General features: G+C 48.0%; 28 protein-coding genes and 2 tRNA genes. 25 read left to right on the top strand and 5 right to left on the bottom strand.

Annotated elements, in window-relative coordinates:
- Positions 1–442 precede the first annotated feature (442 nt).
- From AOC06_RS06380 to sppA, 3 genes are read left to right on the top strand one after another with little or no spacing between them, the layout of a single operon-like run.
- Complete coding sequence (locus AOC06_RS06380; RefSeq protein ID WP_215379562.1) at positions 443–1,486, top strand: RluA family pseudouridine synthase; 1,044 nt, start codon at positions 443–445, stop codon at positions 1,484–1,486.
- A 1-nt stretch (position 1,487) separates the two neighbouring features.
- Positions 1,488–2,171 carry an HAD-IA family hydrolase gene (locus AOC06_RS06375; protein WP_215379560.1) on the top strand — a complete coding sequence of 228 codons (684 nt, stop codon included), beginning with the start codon at positions 1,488–1,490 and terminating at the stop codon, positions 2,169–2,171.
- 17 nt (positions 2,172–2,188) lie between these two features.
- Positions 2,189–3,142: a signal peptide peptidase SppA gene (gene sppA / locus AOC06_RS06370; RefSeq protein ID WP_215379558.1), complete on the top strand. Its 954-nt coding sequence runs from the start codon at positions 2,189–2,191 to the stop codon at positions 3,140–3,142.
- Here the strand turns inward: sppA and AOC06_RS06365 are convergent.
- Together AOC06_RS06365 and AOC06_RS06360 are read right to left on the bottom strand one after the other, a co-directional pair.
- Positions 3,139–3,912, bottom strand: coding sequence for an SAM-dependent methyltransferase (locus AOC06_RS06365; protein WP_215379555.1), 774 nt, complete (start codon positions 3,910–3,912; stop codon positions 3,139–3,141). The two genes, sppA and AOC06_RS06365, sit on opposite strands and share 4 nt — an antisense overlap.
- Complete coding sequence (locus tag AOC06_RS06360; protein WP_215379554.1) at positions 3,909–4,517, bottom strand: Maf family nucleotide pyrophosphatase; 609 nt, start codon at positions 4,515–4,517, stop codon at positions 3,909–3,911. The genes AOC06_RS06365 and AOC06_RS06360 overlap by 4 nt, the downstream gene beginning before the upstream one ends.
- Before the next feature lie 31 nt (positions 4,518–4,548).
- On the opposite strand from AOC06_RS06360, the gene AOC06_RS06355 reads away from it, so the two are divergent.
- From AOC06_RS06355 to nagZ, 17 genes are all read left to right on the top strand, one after another.
- Complete coding sequence (locus AOC06_RS06355; RefSeq protein WP_215379553.1) at positions 4,549–5,130, top strand: YceD family protein; 582 nt, start codon at positions 4,549–4,551, stop codon at positions 5,128–5,130.
- A 102-nt stretch (positions 5,131–5,232) separates the two neighbouring features.
- Positions 5,233–5,412 carry a 50S ribosomal protein L32 gene (rpmF, locus tag AOC06_RS06350; protein ID WP_112204698.1) on the top strand — a complete coding sequence of 60 codons (180 nt, stop codon included), beginning with the start codon at positions 5,233–5,235 and terminating at the stop codon, positions 5,410–5,412.
- Between the two features lie 84 nt (positions 5,413–5,496).
- Positions 5,497–6,510, top strand: coding sequence for a phosphate acyltransferase PlsX (gene plsX, locus AOC06_RS06345; protein ID WP_215379551.1), 1,014 nt, complete (start codon positions 5,497–5,499; stop codon positions 6,508–6,510).
- On the top strand, positions 6,507–7,493 hold the full coding sequence (locus AOC06_RS06340) for a beta-ketoacyl-ACP synthase III (protein ID WP_305120667.1): 987 nt from the start codon (positions 6,507–6,509) through the stop codon (positions 7,491–7,493). The genes plsX and AOC06_RS06340 overlap by 4 nt, the downstream gene beginning before the upstream one ends.
- Before the next feature lie 23 nt (positions 7,494–7,516).
- The gene (gene fabD, locus AOC06_RS06335) at positions 7,517–8,452 is read left to right on the top strand and encodes an ACP S-malonyltransferase (RefSeq protein WP_215379550.1); all 936 of its coding nucleotides are present in this window, start codon (positions 7,517–7,519) and stop codon (positions 8,450–8,452) included.
- Positions 8,453–8,490: 38 nt separating this feature from the next.
- Positions 8,491–9,234: a 3-oxoacyl-ACP reductase FabG gene (gene fabG / locus AOC06_RS06330; RefSeq protein ID WP_215379549.1), complete on the top strand. Its 744-nt coding sequence runs from the start codon at positions 8,491–8,493 to the stop codon at positions 9,232–9,234.
- Positions 9,235–9,339: 105 nt separating this feature from the next.
- Positions 9,340–9,579: an acyl carrier protein gene (gene acpP, locus AOC06_RS06325; protein WP_028819177.1), complete on the top strand. Its 240-nt coding sequence runs from the start codon at positions 9,340–9,342 to the stop codon at positions 9,577–9,579.
- Between the two features lie 21 nt (positions 9,580–9,600).
- Positions 9,601–10,848, top strand: a complete 1,248-nt coding sequence (gene fabF, locus AOC06_RS06320) for a beta-ketoacyl-ACP synthase II (RefSeq protein ID WP_215379547.1) — start codon at positions 9,601–9,603, stop codon at positions 10,846–10,848.
- Positions 10,849–10,897: 49 nt separating this feature from the next.
- Entirely contained in the window at positions 10,898–12,352 is a 1,455-nt protein-coding gene (locus AOC06_RS06315; protein WP_215379546.1) for a DegQ family serine endoprotease, read from the top strand.
- A 137-nt stretch (positions 12,353–12,489) separates the two neighbouring features.
- Positions 12,490–14,295, top strand: a complete 1,806-nt coding sequence (gene lepA, locus AOC06_RS06310) for a translation elongation factor 4 (RefSeq protein WP_215351439.1) — start codon at positions 12,490–12,492, stop codon at positions 14,293–14,295.
- Positions 14,295–15,101, top strand: a complete 807-nt coding sequence (lepB, locus tag AOC06_RS06305; RefSeq protein WP_215379544.1) for a signal peptidase I — start codon at positions 14,295–14,297, stop codon at positions 15,099–15,101. The genes lepA and lepB overlap by 1 nt, the downstream gene beginning before the upstream one ends.
- Positions 15,102–15,104: 3 nt before the next feature.
- Positions 15,105–15,896 (top strand): ribonuclease III, encoded by a 792-nt coding sequence (rnc, locus tag AOC06_RS06300; protein ID WP_371818423.1) that lies wholly within the window; start codon positions 15,105–15,107, stop codon positions 15,894–15,896.
- Between the two features lie 44 nt (positions 15,897–15,940).
- On the top strand, positions 15,941–16,837 hold the full coding sequence (gene era / locus AOC06_RS06295; protein ID WP_439650699.1) for a GTPase Era: 897 nt from the start codon (positions 15,941–15,943) through the stop codon (positions 16,835–16,837).
- On the top strand, positions 16,838–17,572 hold the full coding sequence (gene recO, locus AOC06_RS06290; protein ID WP_215379541.1) for a DNA repair protein RecO: 735 nt from the start codon (positions 16,838–16,840) through the stop codon (positions 17,570–17,572).
- A 30-nt stretch (positions 17,573–17,602) separates the two neighbouring features.
- Positions 17,603–18,349, top strand: coding sequence for a pyridoxine 5'-phosphate synthase (pdxJ, locus tag AOC06_RS06285; protein ID WP_215379540.1), 747 nt, complete (start codon positions 17,603–17,605; stop codon positions 18,347–18,349).
- A complete protein-coding gene (gene acpS, locus AOC06_RS06280; protein ID WP_215379538.1) occupies positions 18,346–18,741 on the top strand; it encodes a holo-ACP synthase in 396 nt (131 codons plus the stop codon). The genes pdxJ and acpS overlap by 4 nt, the downstream gene beginning before the upstream one ends.
- A 13-nt stretch (positions 18,742–18,754) precedes the next feature.
- The gene (gene nagZ, locus AOC06_RS06275) at positions 18,755–19,837 is read left to right on the top strand and encodes a beta-N-acetylhexosaminidase (protein ID WP_215379536.1); all 1,083 of its coding nucleotides are present in this window, start codon (positions 18,755–18,757) and stop codon (positions 19,835–19,837) included.
- Positions 19,838–19,881: 44 nt separating this feature from the next.
- Here the strand turns inward: nagZ and efp are convergent, their stop codons facing one another.
- Together efp and earP are read right to left on the bottom strand one after the other, a co-directional pair.
- A complete protein-coding gene (gene efp / locus AOC06_RS06270) occupies positions 19,882–20,442 on the bottom strand; it encodes an elongation factor P (RefSeq protein ID WP_215379534.1) in 561 nt (186 codons plus the stop codon).
- A gap of 86 nt (positions 20,443–20,528) precedes the next feature.
- Positions 20,529–21,599 carry an elongation factor P maturation arginine rhamnosyltransferase EarP gene (earP, locus tag AOC06_RS06265; protein WP_215379531.1) on the bottom strand — a complete coding sequence of 357 codons (1,071 nt, stop codon included), beginning with the start codon at positions 21,597–21,599 and terminating at the stop codon, positions 20,529–20,531.
- Here earP and uvrC point away from each other — a divergent pair.
- The 5 genes from uvrC to AOC06_RS06240 all read left to right on the top strand — a co-directional run bounded on the left by uvrC (position 21,598) and on the right by AOC06_RS06240 (position 24,962).
- Entirely contained in the window at positions 21,598–23,517 is a 1,920-nt protein-coding gene (uvrC, locus tag AOC06_RS06260; protein ID WP_215379530.1) for an excinuclease ABC subunit UvrC, read from the top strand. The two genes, earP and uvrC, sit on opposite strands and share 2 nt — an antisense overlap.
- Positions 23,518–23,565: 48 nt before the next feature.
- Complete coding sequence (gene pgsA / locus AOC06_RS06255) at positions 23,566–24,141, top strand: CDP-diacylglycerol--glycerol-3-phosphate 3-phosphatidyltransferase (RefSeq protein WP_215379528.1); 576 nt, start codon at positions 23,566–23,568, stop codon at positions 24,139–24,141.
- A gap of 73 nt (positions 24,142–24,214) precedes the next feature.
- A tRNA-Gly gene (locus tag AOC06_RS06250) sits at positions 24,215–24,290 on the top strand.
- 47 nt (positions 24,291–24,337) lie between these two features.
- Positions 24,338–24,411: transfer RNA gene (locus tag AOC06_RS06245), tRNA-Cys, on the top strand.
- 95 nt (positions 24,412–24,506) lie between these two features.
- On the top strand, positions 24,507–24,962 hold the full coding sequence (locus AOC06_RS06240; protein WP_215379526.1) for a hypothetical protein: 456 nt from the start codon (positions 24,507–24,509) through the stop codon (positions 24,960–24,962).
- Between the two features lie 67 nt (positions 24,963–25,029).
- Here AOC06_RS06240 and lexA read toward each other — a convergent pair whose 3' ends face one another.
- The gene (gene lexA / locus AOC06_RS06235; protein WP_215379524.1) at positions 25,030–25,749 is read right to left on the bottom strand and encodes a transcriptional repressor LexA; all 720 of its coding nucleotides are present in this window, start codon (positions 25,747–25,749) and stop codon (positions 25,030–25,032) included.
- Positions 25,750–25,774: the final 25 nt, after the last annotated feature.

Here is a 25,774-nt window from a genome sequence, read left to right as displayed (position 1 = left end):
TCTCCTTAGGGGGAGGGCGACGTTGCGCGCTGCGTTAGGGGACAGATTTGTACCAAGTGCGGGCAAAGCCCATTGGCGTAAAAGTGTGGATCAAACTATTGCCAGTGAATTTCACTTGGCTCACTGAATTCACTGTTCTGTGATTCAGTGCCACACCTGACGATCGCCGCAGAGACCTCCTTTAGGTCATCAATGCAGGCGCGCGCCTGAAAACTGTCTTCTAATCGCGGGTCGCGGCATACGGCACACCAACCCTGCGCCTCATTAAACAGGGGAGGGGCAACCCTGGGAGTCTTTAAGGGCGACTCCAAGCTCCACAATTCCAGTCTAACTCAGACCGGTCTCGGGCCAATAAATTGGCTAGAGCATTGATTATACGGCACAAGTTGAATGAGAATGGGGTATTGTTGAGTCCCTTGCCAGTCTGGCGAGAGATAACAGTATGAAATCGAACCCCTTTCCCAAGCCCTCAGCCAAGCCTCTCAGCCAGCCCAAGATCAAGGCTGCTAAGACCAAAGTCCCAGTCGCTCCGGCGGTGCGTTTGGAGACAATCGGGCCAGAGGAGGCTGGACAGCGCCTAGATAACTATCTCTTGCGCTGGGCTAAAGGGGTCCCTAAAAGTCACGTTTATCGGATTATTCGTTCTGGCGAAGTGCGGGTCAATAAAAAAAGAGCAGAGCCTACAACCCGTTTAGTTGAGGGCGATGTGATTAGGGTGCCCCCCGTCAGAATTGCGGAACCCGCCCAAATTGCGGCTGCAAATTCTGCTCAAACCAAATCCCGCGCCCAAGGCTTTTCCGACAAAATGCCCATCTTATTTGAAGATGAGGCTTTGCTGATTGTCGATAAGCCAGCTGGTCTTGCGGTTCATGGTGGTTCGGGAATTGCGCTAGGTGTGATCGAGACTCTTCGGATTACAAGACCCGAGTTGAACTTTCTGGAATTAGTGCATCGCTTAGATCGAGATACCTCGGGCGTTTTGATGCTGGCAAAAAAGCGTAGCGCCCTAGTGGAGATGCATCGCCAAATTCGAGAAGGTCACACTGATAAACGGTATTACCTCTTGGCGCATGGCGCTATTGATGCCGGTCCAGGAACGATGCAGCTCAAGTTCCCCTTACATAAATACCTCCTCCCAAATGGTGAGCGTAGGGTCAAAGTCGATCCTGATGGATTGCCGAGCCATACCGCGCTCAGGGTTGTCAAAAAGTTGCAACAAGGAGATGTTGCAATCAGTTTGGCTGAAGCGCAATTAAAGACAGGTCGCACTCACCAAATTCGGGTGCATTTACAAAAATTAGGGCATGCGATTTTGGGTGATGATAAGTATGGCTTCGAGGATGTGGATAAGCGGATTCGATCCAAGCGACTCTATTTGCATGCTCATTTAGCAGGATTTACCCATCCTCGTACCGGAGAAAAAATGCGGATTGAATCCCCACTGCCTGCTGAGTTTGCAGCCATGATGCAAAGCTTTGAGCAATAGCATGACCAAATCTGCGCAATCTAAACGACGCTACGATCTGATTGTTTGGGATTGGGACGGTACGATCATGGACTCTACCCCCACGATTGTGAACTGTATTCAGCAAGCTTGTCGTGACTTGGGATTCAAGGAACCAGACGATACTTTGGCAAGCTCAGTGATTGGTTTGGGAATTCAGGATTCGCTGCGACGTGCCGTACCCTGGATTGAGCCAATGCATTTTCCTAAGCTCACAGATCGTTTTCGTTTTCACTATTTAGCCAAAGATCATGAACTTCATTTGTTCGAGGGTATCCGCGAGCTACTCGAGGATTTACGCAATGAGGGTTACTTGTTAGGCGTTGCTACTGGAAAGTCACGCGCGGGATTGGATCGCTCTTTAGAGTTTCATCAATTGGGTCATGTGTTTCACGAGACGCGTACCGCAGACGAATCTTTTTCCAAACCCCACCCCGGTATGCTCTTAGAACTTTCCGATGTAATGCAAGTACCCACTCGTCGCATGCTAATGATTGGCGATACTACGCATGATTTGGATATGGCCAATAATGCAGGGGTTGATGCCGTTGCAGTCACTTATGGGGCGCATCCTCCAGACACCTTGCGAGAAGCAAAGTCTCTGAGTCATGTGGATAATGTTTCCCAACTATCACAGTGGCTGAAACTGAATTTAATAGAACAATAAAGTCTGAGAAAGTACTCATGGAAAACAATCCGAATCCAAACGCTAACTGGGAGCGTCAAGCGCTCGAGCATTTGCTCTTAGAAAATCTCAAAGAGAGTCGCAGAGGCCGTCGCTGGCGTGTTGCCTTTCGGATCGTTACATTACTGATCTTGATTGGCATCGCCGTATCTTTATTTGATTTTCAGTTGCCAGGTCATGGTATGGGCGTTGAGAAACACACTGCCTTAGTCTCTTTAGAAGGTGAGATTTCTGCTCACTCAATGGCAAATGCTGAAGATATCAATGCATCATTGGATGCAGCCTTTGAGAATGAGCACAGTGCCGGTGTCATTCTGCGGATTAATAGTCCAGGCGGTTCGCCCGTTCAGGCAGGGATGATGAATGATGAGATTCACCGCTTGCGTAAGCTCTACCCCAATAAGCCTTTGGTAGTCGTCGTAGAGGATATTTGTGCCTCAGGTGGTTATTACGTCGCAGTCGCGGGTGATCAGATCTTGGTTGATAAAGCCAGCTTGGTTGGCTCAATCGGCGTCATCATGGAGGGCTTTGGTTTTACGGGCCTGATGGATAAGTTAGGCGTAACTCGTCGCATGATTACTTCTGGCTCTAACAAGGGCATGATGGATCCGTTTACCAAGGAAAATCCTAAACAAGTTGAGATGGTTCAAACCATGATTAATGAGATTCACCAACAGTTTATTAACGTGGTGAAAGAGGGGCGTGGCGATCGCCTAAAAGATGCGCCAGATCTTTTTTCAGGTCGTGTCTGGAATGGCGAACAAGCAGTCAAGCTTGGCTTAGCTGATGGCTATGGCACTGTGAATTCTGTGGCACGCGACACCTTCAAGGCGCCAGATATTTTGGATTACACCGTAAAAGAAAACTTTGCCGAGCGAGTTGCAAAGCGTTTTGGTGCAGAGGCAGGAACGGCTGCTGGTAAAGCAATCGTGAAGGCTTCAGACCTTCACTAGGCCAAAAGTAAAAAGACGGCTGGTCGGTTTTGTAGTGATGCGCAAGCTGCCTCATTTGGGTAGCGCTTGCGCCATTCAGAAACGCTCAGAGTACTAATAGATTCTGTAGGCAAAGTGAGATCAACCCCAATACACAGCTTTGTCTGCGGTAATAAGTTGCTCAAGCAGGCCAAAACCATTGCAGCATTGCGATAGGGCGTTTCAATCCACAATTGGGTTTGCTGTAATTTTCTGGACTCTAGCTCGAGTTGCTTCAGTTTGCTACTGCGCTCTTGATTGTCGTGCGGTAAATAACCTTGAAATGCAAAACGTTGCCCATTTAGACCGCTCGCCATCAAGCCCAACAAGAGAGAGCTTGGGCCAACCAGTGGTTTCACTTTGGCCCCCAGCTGATGTGCGGCTAATACCAATTCGGCGCCAGGGTCAGCAACACCAGGCACACCCGCTTCCGACATTAACCCCATGTCTTTGCCTGCAATTAATGGCTTCAGTAGATCGGCTGCCTTAATGTCTGCACCATATTTGGCATTGCGAGCTGCACCACGCCATTCACTCATTTGCATTTCTTGAATCGGGCAAACCAAAGGCGTCACAGTTTCTATCGCTTTCAGTAAGGCGCGAGCAGTTTTGGCTTCTTCCACAATCCAATATTGAAGTTTGGCCGCTTGACTAATCGTTTCAGATGGCAGCACTGATGCTAATTGTTCTTGACGAGCGTGATCACCCAAAGTATTGGGAACGAGATACAAAGTTCCTAAGGCGGCCTTCATTGAGAGCTGCTCTTCGTGGATGGAATGGAGAAGCCGGCATCGCGCAATAAACCGCTGAGTGCAATCAAAGGTAAACCAATCAATGCAGTTGGGTCATCGCTACGCATGTATTCCAAAAGGCTAATACCCATGCCTTCGGACTTAGCGCTGCCGGCACAATCATAGGGTTCTTCGGCATGCAAATAAGCCTCAAGTACATCATCTTTGAGATTGCGGAATTTCACTTCAGTTGGAATACAAAGGCTCGTTTCATTTGCGCCATTCATTAAGCACAGGGCTGTATAAAAAGTAACGATTGACCCACGCATGAGTTGAAGTTGTGCAAACGCACGTTCAAAGTTTCCCGGCTTGCCAATAGCTGCGCCACATAGATCAGCTACTTGGTCAGAGCCAATCACCCAAGCTTCAGGATGGATTTTGGCAACCGCTGCTGCTTTGGCCTTTGCAAGACGTAGGGCGAGGGTCAGCGTGCTTTCTCCTGAAAGAGGCGTTTCATCCACTTTGGGTGATATCACCTCAAAGGGAATGCCGAGACGGTTCAAAAGCTCTTTGCGATACACCGAAGTCGATGCCAGGATCAACTTGGGGTTTGTAGAATTGCCCATACTAAAACTTACCTTCATTTAGACTGATGTCATGAATCGTAATCAAGTTTTACCTCAAGTGGTCTTATCTGGCGAACCCAATGCTTTGCGCAAGATCGATTTTTGTGCCCCTCAGACCTATCAAGGGTCAGGATTTTTGCCTATTAAAGCCCTAACCCGAGTGGCTAAGGAGGTTTCTCAGGTCGCTGAAGGGGGCGGTTTTGCCTGGTCAGTTCAGAGTCGCTTTACACATTCACCCGGAAGTGAGCCTAATCCGATTTTGGATTTAAGCCTGAATGGGAAGCTGCATTTGATCTGTCAACGTTGTCTAAGGCCTTTTGCTGTTGAGTTGGCTGAAAAGCGTCAATTTCTGCTGCTAGCAAGCGAGGCAGACGCGGATGCCTATCCGATTGAGGATGATGAGCTAGAGCCCTTGGTAGCCTCCCAGCACTTTGACTTACTCGAAACCATTGAGGATGAAATCCTACTTTCCTTGCCTTTAATTCCAAAGCATCCCGAAGGAGTTTGCCAGGCTCATTTGTCTTCTGGTGACGCCAATGAGACAGAAGGAAGCCCTGCTGAAAAGCGAGAAAATCCCTTTAACATATTGAAAAATATGAAGAAAAGCTCCTAAGCAGGGCTCTGGAGTGAAGGGTGTTAGCAAGGCAAATTGCCAATAAATCAAGCATTTAGGGGGTTTTCTATGCTAGAATATTGCCTTGCTTAGGAGTTCAATATGGCCGTCCAACAGAATAAAAAATCACCTTCCAAACGTGGCATGCACCGTGCGCACGATTTCTTGTCCGCACCTGCTACGGCTGTAGAAGCCACTACAGGTGAGGCGCATTTACGTCACCACATTTCGCCAAACGGCTACTACCGTGGTCGTAAGGTTGTTAAAACTAAAAACGACTAATTTTTTAGTCTAAAAAGATCGAAGCGGCTCTCTTTAAAGCCGCTTTTTTCTTGAACATACCCAATTGCAGTATTCAATCAGCTTATGAGTGTCACTCTCGCTATTGATGCCATGGGCGGAGACCATGGGGTCGTAGTCACTATTCCCGCTTGCTGCGACTTCCTTGAAAAACACCCTGATGTCAGAATCTCCTTGGTTGGAGACCCTGAGCAACTGAAGCTCGCCTTAAAACCCTATTCCAAAACGCTTTTAGAGCAAATTCAAATTGTTCCTGCAAGCGAGGTTGTTTTGATGGACGATCCAATCGAGATTGCCTTGCGCCGTAAAAAAGACTCATCAATGCGTGTTGCTATCGAGCAAGTGAAGGAAGGTTTGGCCGACGCTGTGATTTCATCTGGAAACACTGGCGCTTTGATGGCAATCTCTCGTTATGTGCTTAAAACGCTTGATGGAGTTGACCGTCCTGCTATCGCCACTGCAATTCCTAATGAGTTGGGGCGCGGTACGACGATGCTGGATTTAGGTGCGAACGCTGACTGTGAGCCTATGCATTTATTGCAGTTTGCTCAAATGGCGAGCGTAATGGTTCAAGTAGTCGATGGTAAAGATCGCCCTTCCATTGGACTGCTGAATATTGGCGAAGAAGTCATTAAAGGTAATGAAGTAGTTAAGCAAACTGCAGAACTTTTGCGTGCAAGCAAACTGAATTTTTATGGCAATGTTGAAGGTAACGACATCTTTAAAGGCACAACCGACATCGTGGTATGTGATGGCTTTGTTGGTAATGTGGTTCTGAAGGCGAGTGAAGGATTGGCTAAGATGATGAGCGGCTTGATTCGGGAGGAGTTTAATCGCTCACTGATGACCAAAATCATGGCGATCTGCGCCATGGTCCCCTTGTTGAGAGTGCGTAAGCGAGTAGACCATCGCCGGTATAACGGTGCTGTATTGTTGGGTTTGCGGGGTTGCGTGATCAAAAGTCATGGCTCAGCCGACCGGTTTGCCTTTGGTTTTGCTTTAGATCGTGCATATGAGGCAGCTAAGAATAAGATGGTAGAACGAATCGCACAGGACTTTGTGGCGGAGACTAAAGCATGAGTATGTATTCTCGGGTGGCAGGAACCGGCAGTTATCTGCCAGAGCAGCGCCTGACAAATCAAGATCTGGTTGAGCGCTTAGCAAAGAGCGGAGTAGAAACGAGTGATGAATGGATTTTTACCCGCAGTGGAATTTCTGCACGTCACTTCGCTGCTGAAAATGAGCTCACTAGCGATCTTGCAGTCAAAGCAGCTCAGGCTGCTTTAGCCAGTGCCAAGAGCTCCGCTCAAGAAATTGATCTCATTATTTTGGCTACATCTACCCCCGATCATCTGGGTGGTTTCCCAAGTACTGCTTGCGTGGTTCAGGATAAGCTAGGTGCACACAACCAATGTGCTGCCTTCGATGTGCAAGCGGTTTGCGCAGGCTTTTCTTATGCATTGGCGATAGCTGATGCTTTTATTAGGACGGGCACTTACAAAAAAGTGTTAGTCATCGGTGCAGAGACCTTCTCTCGCATTTTGGATTTTAAAGATCGCACGACTTGCGTGCTCTTTGGTGATGGTGCTGGTGCGGTAGTGCTTGAAGCTTCTCCAGAGCCAGGAATTCTATCGAGCGCTTTACATGCAGATGGCAGTCAACGTGACATTCTGTGCGTACCGGGCAGAGCGGTTCGTGGTGGAGTTGAAGGTTCAGCCTTTATGACCATGGATGGCCAGGCGGTGTTCAAATTGGCCGTTAAGGTGCTTGAGCAAGTTGCCATCGAGGCTATCGACAAAGCAGGACTCAAGCCAGAGCAAATCGACTGGTTGGTGCCACATCAAGCCAATATTCGGATCATGGAAGGTACGGCCCGCAAGATGGGTATGTCGATGGACAAAGTGATTGTGACAGTACATGAGCATGGCAATACATCTGCTGCCTCCATACCGCTTGCACTAGATGCAGGTGTACGTTCTGGTCAAATACAGCGAGGCCAACATCTATTATTAGAGGGTGTTGGCGGCGGTTTCGCTTGGGGCGCAGTGGTTCTTAAATACTAAATTTCAATACAACTATTGATCAAATGACTTTTGCATTCATCTTCCCTGGCCAAGGCTCTCAATCGGTAGGTATGTTGAATACCATTGCGCATCGCACTGAAGTGAAGGCCGTTTTGCAAGAGGCTTCAGATGCTTTAGGTGAGGATGTGGCTCAACTGATTGCTGAGGGCCCTGCTGAGACCTTGTCTTTAACTACCAATACCCAGCCCGTCATGTTGACGGCTGGAGTCGCTTTTTATCGTGCTTGGTTAGCAGAGGGCGCTCCTGCGCCCACTATGATGGCGGGCCACAGCCTGGGTGAGTACTCTGCCTTAGTTGCTGCTGGTGTCATCGCATTCAAGGATGCAGTACCTTTAGTGCGCTTCCGTGCCGAAGCAATGCAGACTGCGGTACCAGTGGGTACCGGTGGTATGGCGGCAATTTTGGGTCTGGATGATGAGATCGTAAAGCAGGTTTGTGCTGAAGCTAGTAAAGCCTCTGGCCAGATAGTCGAGGCTGTAAATTTCAATGCCCCTGGGCAAGTGGTGATTGCGGGTTCAAGCGACGCTGTAGCGAAGGCTTGTGAACTCTTGAAGGCGGCTGGTGCTAAACGTGCCTTGCCATTACCTGTTTCTGCCCCATTTCATTCTTCACTACTGCAACCTGCCTCCGAAAAATTACAGACCTATTTGAGCGGTGTTGTTTTCAATACCCCAAGCATCTCTGTTGTGAATAACGTAGATGTTCAAGTCTTAAGCGATCCTGCCGCCATTAAAGATGCCTTAGTGCGGCAAGCGGCCAGACCGGTTCGCTGGCATGAAACCATCAATCTGATGGCCAATCAGGGCGTCACCCAAGTGATTGAATGTGGCCCTGGAAAAGTATTGGCTGGTTTGGCCAAACGGATTAATGATCAGGTTACAGGCCTGCCGATGTTTGATGAAGCCAGTTTGCAAGAAGTATTTAAGAGTGTGAAATAAACCAGCAGTGGACTATTGATTACGGAATATAAAAGAATATGAATCTCGATCTCAACGGAAAAATTGCCTTAGTAACTGGAGCATCGCGTGGAATTGGCCAAGCGATTGCGGATGCCTTAATGCAGTCTGGTGCCAAAGTGATCGGTACGGCCACGACTGAGGCGGGAGCTCAAGCGATTGATGCCCGTCTGAAGTCGAATGGTGGTAAGGGCATGGCTCTGAATGTGACTGATTCAAAGGCTTGTGAAGAGATTATCGATTTGATTGTTAAAGAATTTGGTGGGATCGATATATTGGTTAACAACGCTGGCATTACCAAAGACCAATTAGCGATGCGCATGAAGTCCGAGGAATGGACAGATGTGATTGATACCAATCTGAGCGCGGTTTTCAGATTGTCGCAGGCGGTTTTGCGTCCGATGATGAAAGCGCGTGCTGGCCGAATTATCAATATCACCTCAATCGTGGGGCATATGGGCAACCCAGGACAGGCGAACTATGCTGCTGCTAAGGCAGGGGTCTCTGGAATGACGCGCGCTCTTGCTAGAGAAATTGGCAGCCGTAACATTACGGTGAATTGTGTTGCGCCTGGCTTTATTGATACGGATATGACTCGCGCTCTAAGCGAAGAGCAACAAAATGCACTGAAAGCGAATATTCCATTGGCCCGTTTGGGGACTCCAGAGGATGTCGCGCAAGCAGTCGTATTCTTGGCTTCACCAGCTGCTGATTACATCACTGGAAATACGCTTCATGTCAATGGCGGGCTCTATTTAGCCTGATCTCGCTAAGCTATGGATTTTATTGGGTTTTAGCGGATTTGCTGATTTAGTCCAACAAGCTGATAAAATCCTCAAATCGTTTTTTTACAACCCTTGGGGGACTTAATGGATAACATCGAACAACGCGTTAAGAAAATCGTCGCTGAGCAATTGGGCGTCGCTGAAGGAGATATCAAGAATGAATCTTCTTTTGTGAATGACCTGGGCGCTGACTCTCTTGACACTGTTGAGTTAGTAATGGCTTTGGAAGATGAATTCGGTATTGAAATTCCTGATGAGGAAGCCGAAAAAATCACCACCGTTCAGCTCGCGATCGACTTCGCTAAATCTAAAGCTCAGGGTTAATTCCCGAGCTCAGGTATTTTCGTGTCAGCATCAAATGGCCGACGCCGGGTTGTAATTACCGGCTTAGGTCTTATTTCACCTGTCGGTAATTCAGTCGATGTAGCTTGGTCTAACTTGCTTGCAGGCAAGTCGGGCATTGCTACCATCACGAAATTTGATCACGCAGCGCTGGGCGTGCATTTTGCTGGCGAGGTCAAAGACTTCAATGTAGAAGAGTACGTCTCTGCCAAAGAGGCGCGCCATATGGATACCTTTATCCATTACGGCATTGCTGCTGGCACACAAGCCATTCGCGACAGTGGTTTAGAGATTAATGATGCTAATGCCGAGAGAGTAGGCGTGATGGTCGGCTCTGGTATTGGCGGTCTACCGTTAATTGAAGAGACGGATGCAGAGTATTTGTCTCGCGGACCCCGTCGTATCTCACCTTTCTTTGTGCCCGGCTCGATCATTAATATGATCTCTGGCCACTTGAGTATCTTGTTTGGCCTCAAAGGCCCTAACGTTGCCGCAGTGACTGCCTGTACAACCGGCCTTCATAGTATTGGCTTAGCGGCACGCTTAATTCAGTACGGCGATGCCGATGTCATGGTTGCCGGGGGAGCAGAGTCAACGATTTCACCATTAGGTGTTGGCGGTTTTGCTGCTGCTCGTGCACTTTCAACCCGGAATGATGATCCTGCGACTGCTTCGCGTCCATGGGATAAAGACCGCGATGGTTTTGTATTGGGAGAGGGTGCTGGCGTTGTTGTCCTTGAGGAATACGAACACGCAAAAGCACGTGGCGCCAAGATTTACTGTGAGCTCGTTGGCTTCGGCATGAGTGGCGACGCTTATCACATGACTGCACCCAATATGGATGGCCCCCGTCGCTGCATGGTCAATGCGATTCGTGACGCAGGTTTAAATGCCGATCAGATTCAATATCTCAATGCCCACGGTACTTCAACGCCTCTTGGTGACAAGAATGAGACTGAAGCGATCAAAGCAGCTCTGGGCGATCACGCCAAGAAAGCGGTGATTAACTCTACCAAGTCGATGACGGGCCATCTTTTGGGTGGTGCTGGCGGCTTAGAGTCTGTATTTACTATCCTCGCTTTGCATCATCAAAAATCTCCCCCCACCATTAATATCTTTAATCAAGATCCTGAATGTGATTTGGACTACTGTGCCAACACAGCGCGGGATATGAAGATAGATTACGCCCTGAAAAACAATTTTGGCTTTGGGGGTACTAATGGCTCACTGGTTTTTGGCAAAGTAAACTAATATTCAATTGATATTGGCTGCATTGGCATTAACTCAGTAGGTTTAGGGCATGATGAAAAAGTTTTCAATCGCATTTTTAGCTGCGCTTGTCTTGGGACAGGCATTTTTCTCTCCTAGCGCCTTGGCGCAGAATCCCCGCGTCACTATTCCTGACTTTGCTGATTTGGTTGAGCGCGCCAGTCCTGCAGTAGTGAATATTCGGACAACTGAAAATGTCGTAGTGCAACAAGCACAAGGTGGTATTCCAGGCATGCCTGAAGATCAAGCTGAATTCTTTCGCCGCTTCTTTGGGGTGCCCATCCCAGGAATTCCAAATACCCCAAAACCCCAGCAACCTAACTCGGGAAAGCCACAAGAGGCTGAGCGTGGCGTAGGATCGGGATTTGTCATTGATTCAAACGGTTTGATTTTGACGAATGCCCACGTCGTAGAAGGCGCCACAACTATTTACGTGACCCTCACAGACAAGCGCGAATTCAAAGCCAAATTATTGGGAATGGATAAACGTACTGATGTTGCTGTGGTTCGAATCGATGCCCATGATTTGCCCCGACTTCCATTGGGCGACTCTTCTAAAGTCCGTGTAGGCGAGTGGGTCTTGGCGATTGGCTCACCCTTTGGTTTGGAGAACACCGTTACTGCTGGCATTGTCTCGGCAAAGAGTCGAGATACTGGTGATTACTTGCCATTTATTCAAACTGACGTAGCAGTCAATCCCGGAAACTCAGGCGGACCTTTGCTCAATACCGCAGGTCAAGTCATTGGTATTAATTCACAAATCTTTAGTCGCTCTGGTGGTTATATGGGAATCTCTTTTGCGATTCCGATTGATGAAGCGATGCGTGTTGCCGATCAGCTGCGAACCAATGGCAAATTAGTTCGAGGTCGAATTGGTGTGGCTTTAGGTGATATGACTAAAGAAGTGGCCGAGAGTTTGGGTCTGGGTAAGCCCCGTGGTGCATTTGTACGTAATGTAGAAGCTGGTGGTCCTGCAGCAATTGGTGGTATGGAGGCGGGCGATGTCATTTTGAGCTTCAATGGACGTGACATCAATAAAGCCAGCGATTTACCCAGAGTGGTAGGGGACACACGTCCTGGTACTGTAGCTAGCGTTCAGGTGTGGCGTAAAGGAGCTTCCCGTGAATTGAGTATTACAGTGTCAGACACTGAAAATAATTCAGGCCCCCTGAAGAAATCAGAAAGCTCTAGCAATAACTCTGGGGCGACCAATAATGGCTTTGGGGTTGCAGTGACCGAATTGTCAGATGCTAAGAAAAAGGATATGGGCCTCAAATCTGGGGTTGAAGTAACTAGTTTGGTGGATGGCCCCTTGGCACGTGCGGGTATTAGGACTGGGGACATTATTGTGAGGGTTGCCGATAGCGACATTACCGGAGTCAAGCAGTTTGAGTCTCTGGTCAAAGGGCTTGATTCCAATAGGGCTGTGCCAGTTTTTGTCCGCCGAGGTGATAGCACCCTAGTGATTCCTGTAAGGCCAAAATAGGCCCTTTTTGACCTCTAAATCCAGCTTCAGGCTGGGTTTAGGTTCACCCATTACAATTCTCCATAAGACGGCTTTTTGCAGCGCATCATTGTGGTGCGTTCTGACAAGGCGTTTTTTGATTGAGCTAACAAGACGCCATGGATTTAATCCGCAATTTTTCTATCATCGCCCATATTGATCACGGCAAGTCGACCTTGGCTGATCGCATTATTCAGTTGTGCGGTGGACTTTCAGATCGTGAGATGGAGGCGCAGGTTCTGGACTCGATGGATATCGAGCGAGAGCGCGGCATCACCATCAAAGCGCAAACAGCCGCACTGAACTACAAAGCCAAAGATGGCAAGGTATACAACCTTAATCTTATTGATACCCCAGGACACGTTGACTTTTCTTATGAAGTAAGTCGATCACTTTCGGCATGTGAGGGTGCGCTCTTAGTGGTGGATGCGAGTCAAGGTGTTGAAGCACAAACCGTGGCTAACTGTTACACCGCAATTGAGCTGGGTGTTGAGGTGGTACCAGTTCTCAACAAGATTGATTTGCCCCAGGCAGATCCTGAACGTGCCAAACAAGAAATTGAAGATGTCATTGGAATTGATGCAACTGATGCGGTCACCTGTTCTGCAAAAACTGGCTTAGGTGTAGCTGATGTGATCGAAGAAATGATCCGCCGTGTGCCGCCCCCGAAAGGGGATGCATCTGCTCCCTTGCAGGCTTTAATCATCGACTCGTGGTTTGATAACTATGTCGGCGTCGTGATGTTGGTGCGGGTCGTGAATGGCACCCTTAAGCCTAAAGACAAAATTACATTGATGGCCAATGGCTCAACGCACTTAGTTGAGCATGTTGGAGTATTTAGCCCTAAATCGATCGATCGCCCGGAACTCTCCGCAGGACAGGTGGGTTTCATCATCGCCGGCATTAAGGAGCTGAAGGCTGCTAAGGTCGGTGACACTGTTACTCATGCGCCCGGTCAGCAGGGCCGCACTCCTTCGCCAGACCCCTTACCAGGCTTCAAGGAAGTGAAGTCACAGGTCTTTGCTGGACTATATCCAGTCGAGGCTAGTGAATACGATCAGTTGCGGGAGTCTTTAGAGAAACTCAAGCTGAACGATGCTTCACTCCTCTATGAGCCAGAAGTTTCTCAAGCGCTGGGTTTTGGCTTCCGCTGTGGTTTCCTAGGTTTGCTCCACATGGAGATTGTGCAAGAGCGTTTAGAGCGTCAGTATGGAATGAATCTGATTACGACTGCGCCAACAGTGGTCTATCAGGTGAAGCAATCTGATGGCGAAATCGTGATGGTGGATAACCCATCCAAGATGCCAGAGCCTAGCAAGACCGATACGATTTTTGAGCCGATTGTCACCGTCAACCTGTATATGCCACAAGAGTATGTGGGTTCCATCATTACTTTGTGCGTAGGTAAGCGGGGCATTCAGACTGGGATGAACTATCTCGGCCGACAAGTGCAGTTGACCTATGAGTTACCGATGGCCGAGATTGTGATGGATTTCTTTGATCGTCTGAAGTCGATCTCAAGAGGTTATGCCTCAATGGATTATGAGTTCAAAGAATACCGCCCTGCCGATGTGGTGAAGGTTGATATCTTGATTAATGGTGAGCGAGTTGATGCCTTATCCGTCATCGTTCACCGCAGTAACAGCCAACATCGGGGCCGTGAAGTAGTTGCCAAAATGCGCGGCATTATTCCACGTCAAATGTTTGATGTTGCGATTCAGGCAGCGATTGGAAGCAATATTGTGGCCCGCGAAAACGTGAAGGCTCTGCGGAAGAACGTCTTAGCAAAATGTTACGGCGGTGATATTTCTCGAAAGCGTAAATTATTAGAGAAACAGAAAGAGGGTAAGAAGCGCATGAAACAGGTTGGTAACGTAGAGATCCCTCAAGAGGCATTTCTTGCCATATTACAGGTGGATGATTAATGAACTTCGCACTGATTCTTTTTGTCCTCGTCATCATCTCTGGGATTGCCTGGGTCGCTGATAAATTACATTTCGCACCACAACGTCGTGCTGCTGGAATTGAGCGTATGCCGCTCTGGCTTGAGTACTCCGCTAGTTTCTTTCCTGTGATTTGCGCTGTATTCATTCTGCGTTCTTTTATTGTTGAACCTTTCAAGATTCCATCGGGCTCGATGATTCCGACTTTGCAAATTGGCGATTTCATCTTGGTGAATAAATTCACTTACGGCATTCGTTTGCCAGTCATCAATCAAAAAGTGATTGAATTGGGCTCCCCTCAACGCGGTGATGTAGTGGTGTTCCGCTATCCTCGTGATGAGTCAGTTGATTACATTAAACGCATCGTTGCTTTGCCTGGCGATGTGATTGAGTATCAAGACAAACGCTTAAAAATTAATGGCCAAGCGTTAGGTTATAGCAATGGTGAGCCTTATCTTGATCCAGAGAGCATGCACTATGCCAAGCGTTTTACCGAATCATTCCCTACTGATCTTGGTGGTAATCATCACGAGATTATTAATGATCCTGATCGTCCAGTAGGCATGTTCCCAGCTGAACGTTTTCCTGGCTTTGAGGCATGCCACTACGTCAATGCTGGTTTAGTTTGTACTGTCCCGCCTGGAAGCTACTTTGCAATGGGTGATAACCGCGATAACAGTGCGGACTCACGTTATTGGGGCTTTGTCCCTGATCAAAATATTGTTGGTAAAGCCTTCTTTGTTTGGCTGAATTTAGGTTCACTAGGTCGTATTGGTGGCTTTAACTAAATCATGAACGCACGCGCTGTCATCGATATCGGTCCGCTGCAAGAGCGCTTGGGGTATACCTTCAAGAAACCTGAGCTGCTGACGCAGGCATTGACACATCGTAGTCATAGTAAAAAGAATAATGAGCGCCTTGAGTTCTTGGGGGACTCCGTTCTCAATTGCGTGGTCGCTGAGATGTTGTACGAACGGTACTCTGATTTAGATGAGGGCGACCTCTCTCGGGTGCGCGCCAATCTGGTTAAGCAACAAGCACTTTATGAAATCGCACAATCACTTGCTTTGTCAGACTACCTCCGTTTAGGAGAGGGCGAGCTTAAGAGTGGCGGCTTTAGACGTCCTTCAATCTTGGCCGATACCTTAGAAGCTGTTACAGGAGCTATTTTTTTGGATGGTGGATTTGATTCTGCGAAATCCTGTCTGCGTAAACTGTATTCCTTGATCTTGCAGCATGTTGATCCTAAAACATTAGGTAAAGACGATAAAACGCTTTTACAGGAATGTCTACAAAGCTACCAGCTGCCATTACCAACCTACAATGTGACCGGCACTACGGGCGCTGCTCACAATCAACAGTTTGAAGTGGAATGTTTAATTCCGAATCTCAAGATTGCAGTCAAGGGCGAAGGCGCCTCACGCCGAGCGGCAGAGCAGGGTGCGGCTAAATTGGCGCTTGCTGCCATACTCAAAGCATTGCCACAAGAATCGCGTAAACCCAAAAAGACCAGGGCAGCCAAGAAGAAAGCGGCCAAGCAAGATGCTGGTGAAGAGCAATTGAATCTAAAGCTGAAGGGCTAACTGTGTTTAGATGCGGCACTATCGCTATTGTTGGTCGACCCAATATGGGCAAGTCGACTTTGCTGAATGCTTTGGTCGGACAAAAGATCAGCATTACTTCTCGCAAAGCGCAGACTACTCGCCATCGTATTTTGGGTATTCAGACGCGCGAGAATGCCCAATTCATCTTTATTGATACACCTGGCTTTCAGACTCGCTTACTGAATACTCTCAATAAAGCACTTAACCGCACGGTAACCACTGCGCTTCAAGATGTGAATGTCGCTTGTTTCATTATTGAAGCAGGTTACTGGGGTGAGGATGATAAGAAGGTGTTAAAGCTTCTACCGGCTGATTTGCCAGTAGTGCTAGTGCTGAATAAACTGGATTTATTCAATAGCCGTTTCCAGACCCCGTCTGAGCGAGATCAAGCGCTGCTGAATTTCATGAAAGAAATGAGCCGCCCTTGGAGTGAATTAGGGGGCCACGAGGACCAAAATCAATGCGAGTTTGCTGAGATCGTCCCGATGAGTGCCAAAAGTCCACCTGACATTACTCGCTTGCTTGATACATTGGAGGGCTACCTACCTGAGGCCGAAGCAGTCTATGACCCAGATACATTAACTGATCGCAATGAGCGTTTTTTAGCGGCAGAGATTCTGCGTGAAAAAGTATTTCGCTTTACTGGTGATGAGTTGCCCTATACCAGTACGGTAGTGATTGATCAATTTAAAATGGATGGTCGGATGCGCCGGATCGCGGCCACAATTCTGGTAGATCGCGATAGTCACAAGGCTATGATCATTGGTGAGAAGGGTGAGCGCCTTAAGAAAATATCGACTGATGCGCGTATCGATATGGAAAAACTATTTGATGGCAAAGTCTTCTTAGAGACTTGGGTCAAAGTCAAGCGTGGCTGGGCAGATGATCGCGCTGAACTCCGGGCGCAAGGTTTGGAATAAATGGCTTCGATCCGGATCGTTGACGAGCCCGCTTTCGTATTGCACAGTATTCCCTATAAAGAGACCAGTCTCATCTTGGATGTCTTTACTAGGCAACATGGTCGTATGGCTCTGATTGCTAAAGGTGCCAAGCGCCCACACTCTGTTCTGCGCCCCGTATTACAGCGTTTTCAGCCGCTCCTAGTTTCGTGGAGCGGTAAGTCAGAGCTGCGTACCTTAACTAAATCGGAGTGGGTTGGTGGTACTCCTGCCTTGGTTGGTGATGCACTGCTATGTGGTTTTTATTTGAACGAGCTGCTAGTGAAATTCCTGGCTCGTGAAGATGACTATGAAAGACTCTACGATCGCTATACAGAAACCATTACAGCGCTTTCTAATCTCGAGTTTGAATCTAAGGGCCTAGAAGAAATATTGCGTCCTTTTGAGTTAGCGCTATTACAAGAAACGGGTTATGCCGCAGCCTTAGACCATTGTGTAGAAACCCAAGATAAACCCGAGCCATCTCTGCAGTATGTTTACCAGCCTGAAAGAGGCGTAAGACCAGTGCAGGCGGATGACCCTGGTCACTGGCCAGTTTTGAGTGGTCAATCTCTGCTCAATATTGCAGTTGGTCATTTTTCTGATCCGGTAACTCTTGCCCAAAGTAAACAGCTGATGCGCTTTCTGTTGGGATTGCATCTTCAGGATCAAGTCCTGACGACCCGTCAGATCTTGATTGATCTCAAGAAAATCTAGCCTCCTCATAAATTCCAGTAATCTATTGCTATGAGCCCTTCTCCAATTCTTGAGCTTGGTGTCAATATTGATCATGTCGCTACCTTGCGTAATGCACGAGGTACTCGCTATCCTGATCCCATTCGGGCAGCCCAGTTGGCAGAAGAAGCTGGTGCAGATTTAATTACCTTGCACTTGCGTGAAGATCGTCGCCACATCAAAGATGCTGACCTCTTGGCTTTACGCCCATTAATCAAAACCCGCATGAATTTAGAGTGTGCGGTTACGCCTGAGATGCTGGCAATTGCCTGTCAAGTAAAGCCACATGATGTATGTCTAGTGCCAGAAAAACGGGAAGAGGTAACAACTGAGGGCGGTTTAGATGTAGTGAGCCATTTTGCTGCTGTCAAAGCCGCTACTCAGCAATTACAAGCCGCAGGTATTCGGGTCTCGCTTTTTATTGATCCTGCAGTAAATCAAATTCAGGCGGCTAAAGATGTGGGCGCAACAGTAATTGAACTGCATACTGGACGTTATGCAGATCTTGCTGGAGTAGAGCAGGCTGCTGAGATAGAGCGTATTCAAAAAGCTGCTCAGTTTGGTAAAAGTTTGGGTCTCAGAGTTAATGCTGGTCATGGCCTGAACGAAAGCAATGTTCTGCCGATCGCAGCTATTGCCGAGTTATCTGAATTGAATATCGGTCATGCGATTGTGGCTGAAGCCCTCTTCAAGGGTTGGCAAAAAGCTATTATCGATATGAAAGCCCTGATGAAGCAGGGCAGACAGCACGCATCATGATTGTTGGTATTGGTACCGATATTTTGAAGATCGAGCGCTTACAAGCGGCTTATGATCGTACGCAAGGACGTTTAGCGGAGAGAATTCTGGGCCCAGATGAGATGCTGATTTTCAAAGCCCGTTTAGCCCGTAACCCCAAGCGGGGTATGGCTTTCTTGGCAACTCGTTTTGCTGCTAAAGAAGCCTTCTCCAAGGCAATTGGTCTAGGGATGAGAATGCCAATGACCTGGCGCTCATTGCAGACCTTGAATGAAGCTAGTGGCAAGCCAGTTACAAGTTATTCAGGTGCCTTGGCTATATTTATGGCAGAAAAGCAGTGGCAGGCTCAGGTTACCGTAAGCGATGAGGTAGACATGGCGATTGCTTTTGTGATTGTGACTAAACAACAATAAATTAGGAACAGAAATGGCTCAAGCGCTTAATCCATCTTCACCGGGACCGGTGACCTTAGATGTTATTGGTCAAGAGCTCAATGCAGAAGATCGCCGCCGCATTTTGCACCCACTGACAGGCGGAGTAATCTTATTTGGTAGAAACTTTTCTAATCGCAAGCAACTCAGCAAACTGACTGCAGAGATTAAGAAGCTACGCCCTGATGTCTTGATCTCGATTGATCATGAAGGTGGTCGTGTGCAGCGTTGTAAGTCTGATGGCTTCACCCATTTGCCCGCGATGAGAAAATTGGGTGAGCTTTGGATGGGTAAGCACCAATCAAAGCATGCTGCTGAGTCTGCAGCATTAGCGATGGCAGCGGCGACTGCCTGTGGCTATGTATTAGCAGCCGAGCTTAGGGCTTGCGGGGTAGATTTCAGCTTCACGCCAGTACTAGATTTAGATTTCGGGCGCAGCGCCGTGATTGGTGATAGATCATTTGGTCGTGATCCCCAAATTGTTTTCGCTCTAGCAAAGAGTCTGAATGAAGGCTTACGAATGGCTGGTATGGCCAATTGCGGTAAACACTTTCCAGGTCATGGATGGGCAGAGGCCGATTCACATATCGCCATTCCGGTCGACGAGCGCTCTCTAGATGACATCCTCAATGACGATGCCAAGCCTTATGAATGGCTTGACCTGAGTTTGGCTGCAGTGATGCCTGCCCATGTCATCTATCCTCAGGTTGATAAGCTCCCAGCCGGCTTCTCAAGAATCTGGCTTCACTCTGTTCTGCGACAAGAGTTGGGCTTTCAGGGGGTGATTTTTAGTGATGACCTCTCCATGGAAGGTGCTAGCGTGGCAGGATCGGTGGTGAAAGGTGCCGAGTTGGCCCTGGAGGCTGGTTGTGATGCAGTCTTAATTTGTAATCGTCCAGATCTGGCTGATGAGTTGCTAGCTAAACTCAGAGTTTCATCAGCCAAGCAAGTTGAATCCAGATTACGACTCAGTCGCTTGATGCCAATAGCCAGTGCAGCCAGCTGGGATGAGTTACAAAAACAAGCTGAATATCAGCATGCAAAGGGTTTACTCAGTGAGTTTGACTTGATCCAATAAAAAAGCCCGCTACTAGCGGGCTTTTTAACATTGCAGCTTGCTAATTAATTAGCGCGACTGCGGTATTCACCAGTGCGGGTATCAATTTCAATCTTGTCACCGGTGTTGCAGAATAAAGGAACCTGTAATTCATAACCGGTAGCTAGCTTTGCGTTCTTCAATACTTTGCCTGAGCTTGTATCACCTTTTACTGCTGGCTCGGTATAAATAATTTCACGAACCAAGGAGTTAGGCATCGCAACTGAAAGTGCTTTACCTTCGTAGAACACTACTTCACAAGGCATACCTTCTTCGAGGTAATGAAGGGCATCGCCCATGAACTCTGCTTCAACTTCATATTGGTTGTATTCAGTATCCATAAATACATACATTGGATCGGCAAAATAGGAGTAGGTGCAATCTTTTTTATCAAGAATGACAACATCAAATTTGTCGTCGGCTTTGTAAACGCCCTCGTTGGGTGCGCCAGAAATGAGGTTCTTGAACTTCATTTTCACAACGGAAGAGTTGCGACCAGAGCGGCTGTATTCAGCCTTCAATACGACCATAGGATCAGTGCCGAGCATTACTACGTTACCAACGCGGAGTTCTTGTGCTGTTTTCATCTTGCTATTCCTGAGGGCAGATCAATAATCTGCGATTTTTATCAAAGACAGCATTGTAACCGCCCGCAGACCAACTCTGCAGGGGTCTAGCTTACGAACCGGACTAAACGCGCTGCTAGGCCTCCGTCGCCTTGTTTTTGTAGTAAATCTGTTTGCCAGGCCGTGGCATGGAGGGTCCATGTATCGAGTTCTGAAAACCAGGTATGGGGCAGAGCCCAATTCATGGCATTTCGGCAAGCGCTCTGGAAGGGTGGATTTGCATTGGCGAGGTAAAGATCCAGAAAGGCTGCCAATTTGACTTGATGCGCTTGATCATCCTGTGGGTAAATGTGCCAAATCAATGGCTTGCCAACCAATTGAGCGCGGATGAATGAATCTTCTCCTCGCACAATATTCAGGTCACAATGAGCGAGCAGCCAGTCATATTCATCTTGAGAAACAAACGGTATAGAAAGTAGCTGAATACTGGGAGCTAGCTCAAGAGATTCTGTAGAGCCCATCTTTAATAGCTCTGCATGGCCATGCGTCAGGATCACATCGATTGGCTCATCTATCGTACTCAGATCTTCAATCCATTTGCGGAGCGGAAAGCCGGGGTAGCAGAAGACGCTGATCCGTTTTGCTCCAGGTCGCAGCTTTGCCCAAGTGTTGATTAAGCTTTTAGGAAGATTGCTTGCAGCGCTTTTTTGTTCAGTTGGAATAGGATCAAGGAGGATGCCACCAGCAGTCTCTTGAAATCCTGGAAAGAAAAAGTACTTCGGCATGCCGTGAGCTTGGGGTGAGGCTTTAGCATGAAAGTCCAGTACCCACGGTTCAGCGCTGAGGTACTCTAAGTTGATGATTGTGGGTTTTTTTGGTGCAATCATTAAGCCCGCTAGATAGCGTTCGGGTAAATGGCAGCCAAAGGCCTCGATCACAACATCAGGGGTTTCAACAGGGTGGCGAGCATTTTCAAAGCTGGCTGCCCAAGTTTCGGTTTTAATTTTGTCACGATTCTCAGCGGGACAGCCTTGGGAGAGTAAATTGAGGGTTGGTAGGTCATCGCAGAAAATGCGGACCTCTTGGCCATGAAGGCTTGTTAAGCTTCGGGCTAGACGCCAGCAAATACCGGCATCACCATAGTTATCGACGATTTGGCAGAAAATATCCCAACGCATGAGTAATTCGCTTTTTGAAACCCTTCAGCAGGACGTTAAACGGCTTCCCGGATTGCCGGGGGTGTATCGCTTTTTTGATGAAGCGGGACACATTCTGTATGTAGGTAAGGCCCGCAACCTCAAAAAGCGTGTATCGAGTTATTTTCAGCGCACCCAGTTATCTCCGCGAATTGAAAACATGGTGCGCAAAATTGCTCGCTATGAAACGACGGTAACACGAACCGAAACTGAAGCCTTAATTTTAGAAAACAATCTGATTAAGGAGTTGTCTCCGCCATTCAATATTTTGTTTCGAGATGATAAATCCTATCCCTATGTCATGCTAACGGGACATACATTCCCTCGTCTGGCCTCATATCGTGGCAAGGTAGATAAACGCAATCGCTACTTTGGCCCTTTCCCGAATTCATGGGCGGTGCGAAATAGTGTACAGATCTTGCAAAAAGTCTTTCGCTTACGAACCTGTGAAGACTCTGTGTTTAAGAATCGGAGTCGTCCTTGTTTACTTCATCAAATTCACCGCTGCAGTGCTCCTTGTGTTGGGCGGCTGAGCGTGGAGCAATACGGACAAGATGTAACACAAGCTACCCGTTTTTTAGAGGGTGACCATAGTCGCGTGCTGTCTGAACTAGAAAAAGAGATGGCGGCATACAGTGAAGCAATGGAGTTTGAAATGGCCGCTGTGATGCGGGATCGTATCGCTGACTTATCTAGTGTTCTGCAACAACAGTCGATGGATACCGTCGCCGATGGTGAGGGAGATGTTGACATCATTGCAGTGGCGCAAATGGAGGGCATGATTTGCGTCAATCTAGCAATGGTGCGCGGTGGCCGTCATTTGGGTGACAGACCATATTTCCCGAAAGGCTTGCGCATGTCTTCGGGTGAGCAGGCTAGCCCAGCTGAAATATTGGAAACTTTTATTCAGCAACACTACTTAGAGGATGAGCCAAGTGAAAGTGGAACTAGCACTACGAATTTAATTCCCCCAGTTTTTATTCTCAATCACTCCTTACAGCCCAGCACTGAGGATGGCGGATCTGTAGAAGATAAATCCGTTGAGAGCTTGCAAAGTCTATTAAGCACTCAAGCGGGCAAGAAAATTACCTTCTTGCATCAACCTCAAGGGCAGCGTCGTCATTGGTTAGCAATGGCAGAGGGCAATGCTAAGCTGGCTCTCACTAAACGCCTAGTCGAGACTGGTGGACAGCTTGCACGGGCCCGAGCCTTAGCTGATGTATTGAGTCTAGATCTGGAAAATCTGGAGCAGTTGCGTATCGAGTGTTTTGATATCAGTCACACCTCTGGTGAGGCTACTCAAGCTTCTTGTGTGGTGTACGCCAAGAATGATATGCAATCGAGCGAATACCGTCGCTTCAATATTGATGGTATTACCCCCGGAGATGATTACGCGGCGATGCGACAAGTATTGCAAAGACGTTATGCTAATTTTCAAGAATTACCAGTCGATAAATTACCGCAAGTGATTTTGATTGATGGTGGTAAAGGGCAAGTGGAGATGGCAAGACAAGTTCTCACAGAGTTTGGTATGGACATCAGTTTGATTGTGGGTGTTGCCAAAGGTGAGGGCCGTAAGGTGGGGCTGGAAACACTCATCTTTGCGGATGATCGTAAGCCGCTCGAGTTAGGTATTGATAGCGCAGCCCTCTTACTGGTGGCACAAATTCGGGATGAAGCGCATCGCTTTGCCATTACCGGTATGCGCGCTAAGCGTGCCAAGGCCAGAACGGTCTCTCGCTTAGAGGAGATCGAAGGGATTGGAGCCAAGCGTCGTCAAAAACTCTTGGCTCGCTTTGGAGGCTTGCGAGGTGTGGCGGGCGCTACCGTTGAAGAAATTGCCGGAGTTGATGGAATCTCGATGACCCTAGCCGAGCAAATCTATCGGCAATTGCATTAATTTCTGGAGTCCTGCTGCTACTAGTTCGCATTGGTTTATGCTTACACGATGCCCTTCAATCTACCAATCGCTTTAACCTGGTTGCGCGTTGCCGCTATCCCATTGTTGGTAGCCATTTTCTATTTACCGAATTCTTGGTTATCTCCATTCGACCAAAATCTTTTTGCAACGATTATTTTTGTTGCGGCGGCAGTAACCGATTGGTTGGATGGTTATTTAGCCAGAAAGATGAAACAAGAGTCGGCCTTCGGGCAATTCTTGGATCCCGTCGCGGATAAGCTGATCGTAGCTGCGGCCTTACTGGTTTTGCTGAATATGGATCGCGTTCAAGTCTGGGTGGCCCTAGTCATTATTGGACGAGAGATTACGATTTCAGCACTACGTGAATGGATGGCACTCTTAGGTGCTGGCAGAAGCGTGGCGGTGCATATGGTCGGGAAGCTCAAAACTACTGCACAGTTGATCGCAATTCCGTTTTTACTCCTCAATGACACGCTTTTTGGTTGGCTCAATTGCGCTCGGCTTGGAACTTGGCTGATTTGGATCGCCGCCTTTTTAACCTTATGGTCTATGTTCTATTATCTGCAGAAAGCCTTACCGCAATTGAGTGGCAGGGCTGATTAAAGCTCTGGACTATCTGCTTTGAAATGAAATAGTGCTCTCTTGGCGATTGTTTGTTAAACTACTGCCCTGTTATGCGGGAATAGCTCAGCTGGTAGAGCGATACCTTGCCAAGGTATAGGTCGGGAGTTCGAACCTCCTTTCCCGCTCCAATTTTGATGGGAAGCCCTGAAAAGCTTCCCATTTTTGATTCAAGTTTGGCGCGTTGGCCGAGTGGTTAGGCAGGAGCCTGCAAAGCTTCGTACGGGGGTTCGATTCCCTCACGCGCCTCCATCTATTTCCCTTGACGAAATAGTGGCTTCACCTAAAATACTTATAGTTGCTGTAAGTTAGACACTCTAGCAAAACAAGAGAAAAGAGCAAAAAATATGACTGCACTTAGAATGATCAAAGTCGGATCCTCGGTTCTATTCGCTTCCGTATTATTTGGCTGCGCATCGGGCGACTCGCCAAGCGGCACGCAAGCCGAAGTTCAGGAAGTGCAGACTCAGCTTCTGGGTGATATGCCTTTGCCACAAGGCGCCAAAATTGTTGGTGCTGAGTCCATCATCATTGGTGGCGGTGATCAATGGGTTGGGCGAGCCGTCATTAGCGCTTTGCAAGGGGCAATAGACGTCTATGCTTTCTTTCAGTCTGAATACCCTAAAGCTGGCTGGAACACTGTGAGCGCAGTCAAAGCAAAGACCAGTATTTTGGTGTTCACTAAAGGCGATAGAACGGCAACGGTCGAAGTCTCTGAAGGCTCATTTAGTGGACCTAAGACAATCATAGTGATTACTTCATCTCCTAAAAATGCAAATGTGATTTCTCCTACTAAGCGTTAATTCAAGTTAGGAAGTAGTAAAAAAAGGCCTCTTACGAGGCCTTTTTGTTTGCTAAGGGGCGCTTGTCTTACAGGCCGCCAGCTCTGATCAATCCTACTGCCTGACCTTCAACGGCAAAGTTCGCTTGCCGAGAGTCCACCAGAATATTTTTGAAGTCTGGGTTCTCTGCCTGGAGTTCAATAACCATACCATTCGCAGTTTTCTTTTGCTGCCAACGTTTAACGGTCACTTCATCGTCAAGGCGCGCAATCACAATATCGCCATTGCGCACTTCGGACGTTTTACGAACTGCTAGGTAGTCTCCATCCAAAATACCTGCATCACGCATGCTCATGCCTTTTACTTTGAGTAAGTAATCAGCACCTTTGCTAAATAGGCTTGGATCAATGGGTACGTGCTTCTCGATATGCTCAACCGCCATGATGGGGGAGCCAGCAGCAACGCGACCAATGAGTGGCAGGGTCAGTTGTTGTAGTGCGCCCGAAGGTAAAGACATTTGACGTGGACGTGATTGACTATGCGACTGATTAAAGCGTTGCGGAATGCGGATGCCGCGTGATGTGCCAGGACTCAACTCAACATAACCTTTGCGAGCTAAAGCGCGTAAGTGTTCTTCCGCTGCATTGGCAGAGGCAAAGCCCAGGCGGGTAGCAATTTCCGCGCGAGTCGGTGGCAGGCCACTTTCTTCAATGGCACTGGTAATGAGATCCAAGATCTCACTTTGGCGGGGAGTGAGTTTGGGGAGGGCAGCTAGCTCCTCGGGGAAGTCGACTGTATTTATGTCCATGCTGTGATTGTATACAGCAGTTTTG

The organism is Polynucleobacter paludilacus, assembly GCF_018687595.1.
In the GTDB taxonomy this organism is placed as follows: domain Bacteria; phylum Pseudomonadota; class Gammaproteobacteria; order Burkholderiales; family Burkholderiaceae; genus Polynucleobacter; species Polynucleobacter paludilacus.
This window is presented reverse-complemented; position numbering and strand designations above follow the sequence as displayed.

Coding starts and splice junctions, on each gene's coding strand:
- fabD (WP_215379550.1), top strand. CDS start 7,517: ATGACTTTTGCATTCATCTTCCCTGGCCAAGGCTCTCAATCGGTAGGT.
- AOC06_RS06360 (WP_215379554.1), bottom strand. CDS start 4,517: ATGGGCAATTCTACAAACCCCAAGTTGATCCTGGCATCGACTTCGGTG.
- rpmF (WP_112204698.1), top strand. CDS start 5,233: ATGGCCGTCCAACAGAATAAAAAATCACCTTCCAAACGTGGCATGCAC.
- recO (WP_215379541.1), top strand. CDS start 16,838: ATGGCTTCGATCCGGATCGTTGACGAGCCCGCTTTCGTATTGCACAGT.
- lepA (WP_215351439.1), top strand. CDS start 12,490: ATGGATTTAATCCGCAATTTTTCTATCATCGCCCATATTGATCACGGC.
- AOC06_RS06365 (WP_215379555.1), bottom strand. CDS start 3,912: ATGAAGGCCGCCTTAGGAACTTTGTATCTCGTTCCCAATACTTTGGGT.
- pgsA (WP_215379528.1), top strand. CDS start 23,566: ATGCCCTTCAATCTACCAATCGCTTTAACCTGGTTGCGCGTTGCCGCT.
- AOC06_RS06355 (WP_215379553.1), top strand. CDS start 4,549: ATGAATCGTAATCAAGTTTTACCTCAAGTGGTCTTATCTGGCGAACCC.
- pdxJ (WP_215379540.1), top strand. CDS start 17,603: ATGAGCCCTTCTCCAATTCTTGAGCTTGGTGTCAATATTGATCATGTC.
- efp (WP_215379534.1), bottom strand. CDS start 20,442: ATGAAAACAGCACAAGAACTCCGCGTTGGTAACGTAGTAATGCTCGGC.
- AOC06_RS06340 (WP_305120667.1), top strand. CDS start 6,507: ATGAGTATGTATTCTCGGGTGGCAGGAACCGGCAGTTATCTGCCAGAG.
- AOC06_RS06375 (WP_215379560.1), top strand. CDS start 1,488: ATGACCAAATCTGCGCAATCTAAACGACGCTACGATCTGATTGTTTGG.
- rnc (WP_371818423.1), top strand. CDS start 15,105: ATGAACGCACGCGCTGTCATCGATATCGGTCCGCTGCAAGAGCGCTTG.
- AOC06_RS06380 (WP_215379562.1), top strand. CDS start 443: ATGAAATCGAACCCCTTTCCCAAGCCCTCAGCCAAGCCTCTCAGCCAG.
- acpS (WP_215379538.1), top strand. CDS start 18,346: ATGATTGTTGGTATTGGTACCGATATTTTGAAGATCGAGCGCTTACAA.
- AOC06_RS06240 (WP_215379526.1), top strand. CDS start 24,507: ATGACTGCACTTAGAATGATCAAAGTCGGATCCTCGGTTCTATTCGCT.
- nagZ (WP_215379536.1), top strand. CDS start 18,755: ATGGCTCAAGCGCTTAATCCATCTTCACCGGGACCGGTGACCTTAGAT.
- lepB (WP_215379544.1), top strand. CDS start 14,295: ATGAACTTCGCACTGATTCTTTTTGTCCTCGTCATCATCTCTGGGATT.
- sppA (WP_215379558.1), top strand. CDS start 2,189: ATGGAAAACAATCCGAATCCAAACGCTAACTGGGAGCGTCAAGCGCTC.
- fabG (WP_215379549.1), top strand. CDS start 8,491: ATGAATCTCGATCTCAACGGAAAAATTGCCTTAGTAACTGGAGCATCG.
- lexA (WP_215379524.1), bottom strand. CDS start 25,749: ATGGACATAAATACAGTCGACTTCCCCGAGGAGCTAGCTGCCCTCCCC.
- earP (WP_215379531.1), bottom strand. CDS start 21,599: ATGCGTTGGGATATTTTCTGCCAAATCGTCGATAACTATGGTGATGCC.
- era (WP_439650699.1), top strand. CDS start 15,941: ATGGGCAAGTCGACTTTGCTGAATGCTTTGGTCGGACAAAAGATCAGC.
- uvrC (WP_215379530.1), top strand. CDS start 21,598: ATGAGTAATTCGCTTTTTGAAACCCTTCAGCAGGACGTTAAACGGCTT.
- plsX (WP_215379551.1), top strand. CDS start 5,497: ATGAGTGTCACTCTCGCTATTGATGCCATGGGCGGAGACCATGGGGTC.
- acpP (WP_028819177.1), top strand. CDS start 9,340: ATGGATAACATCGAACAACGCGTTAAGAAAATCGTCGCTGAGCAATTG.
- AOC06_RS06315 (WP_215379546.1), top strand. CDS start 10,898: ATGATGAAAAAGTTTTCAATCGCATTTTTAGCTGCGCTTGTCTTGGGA.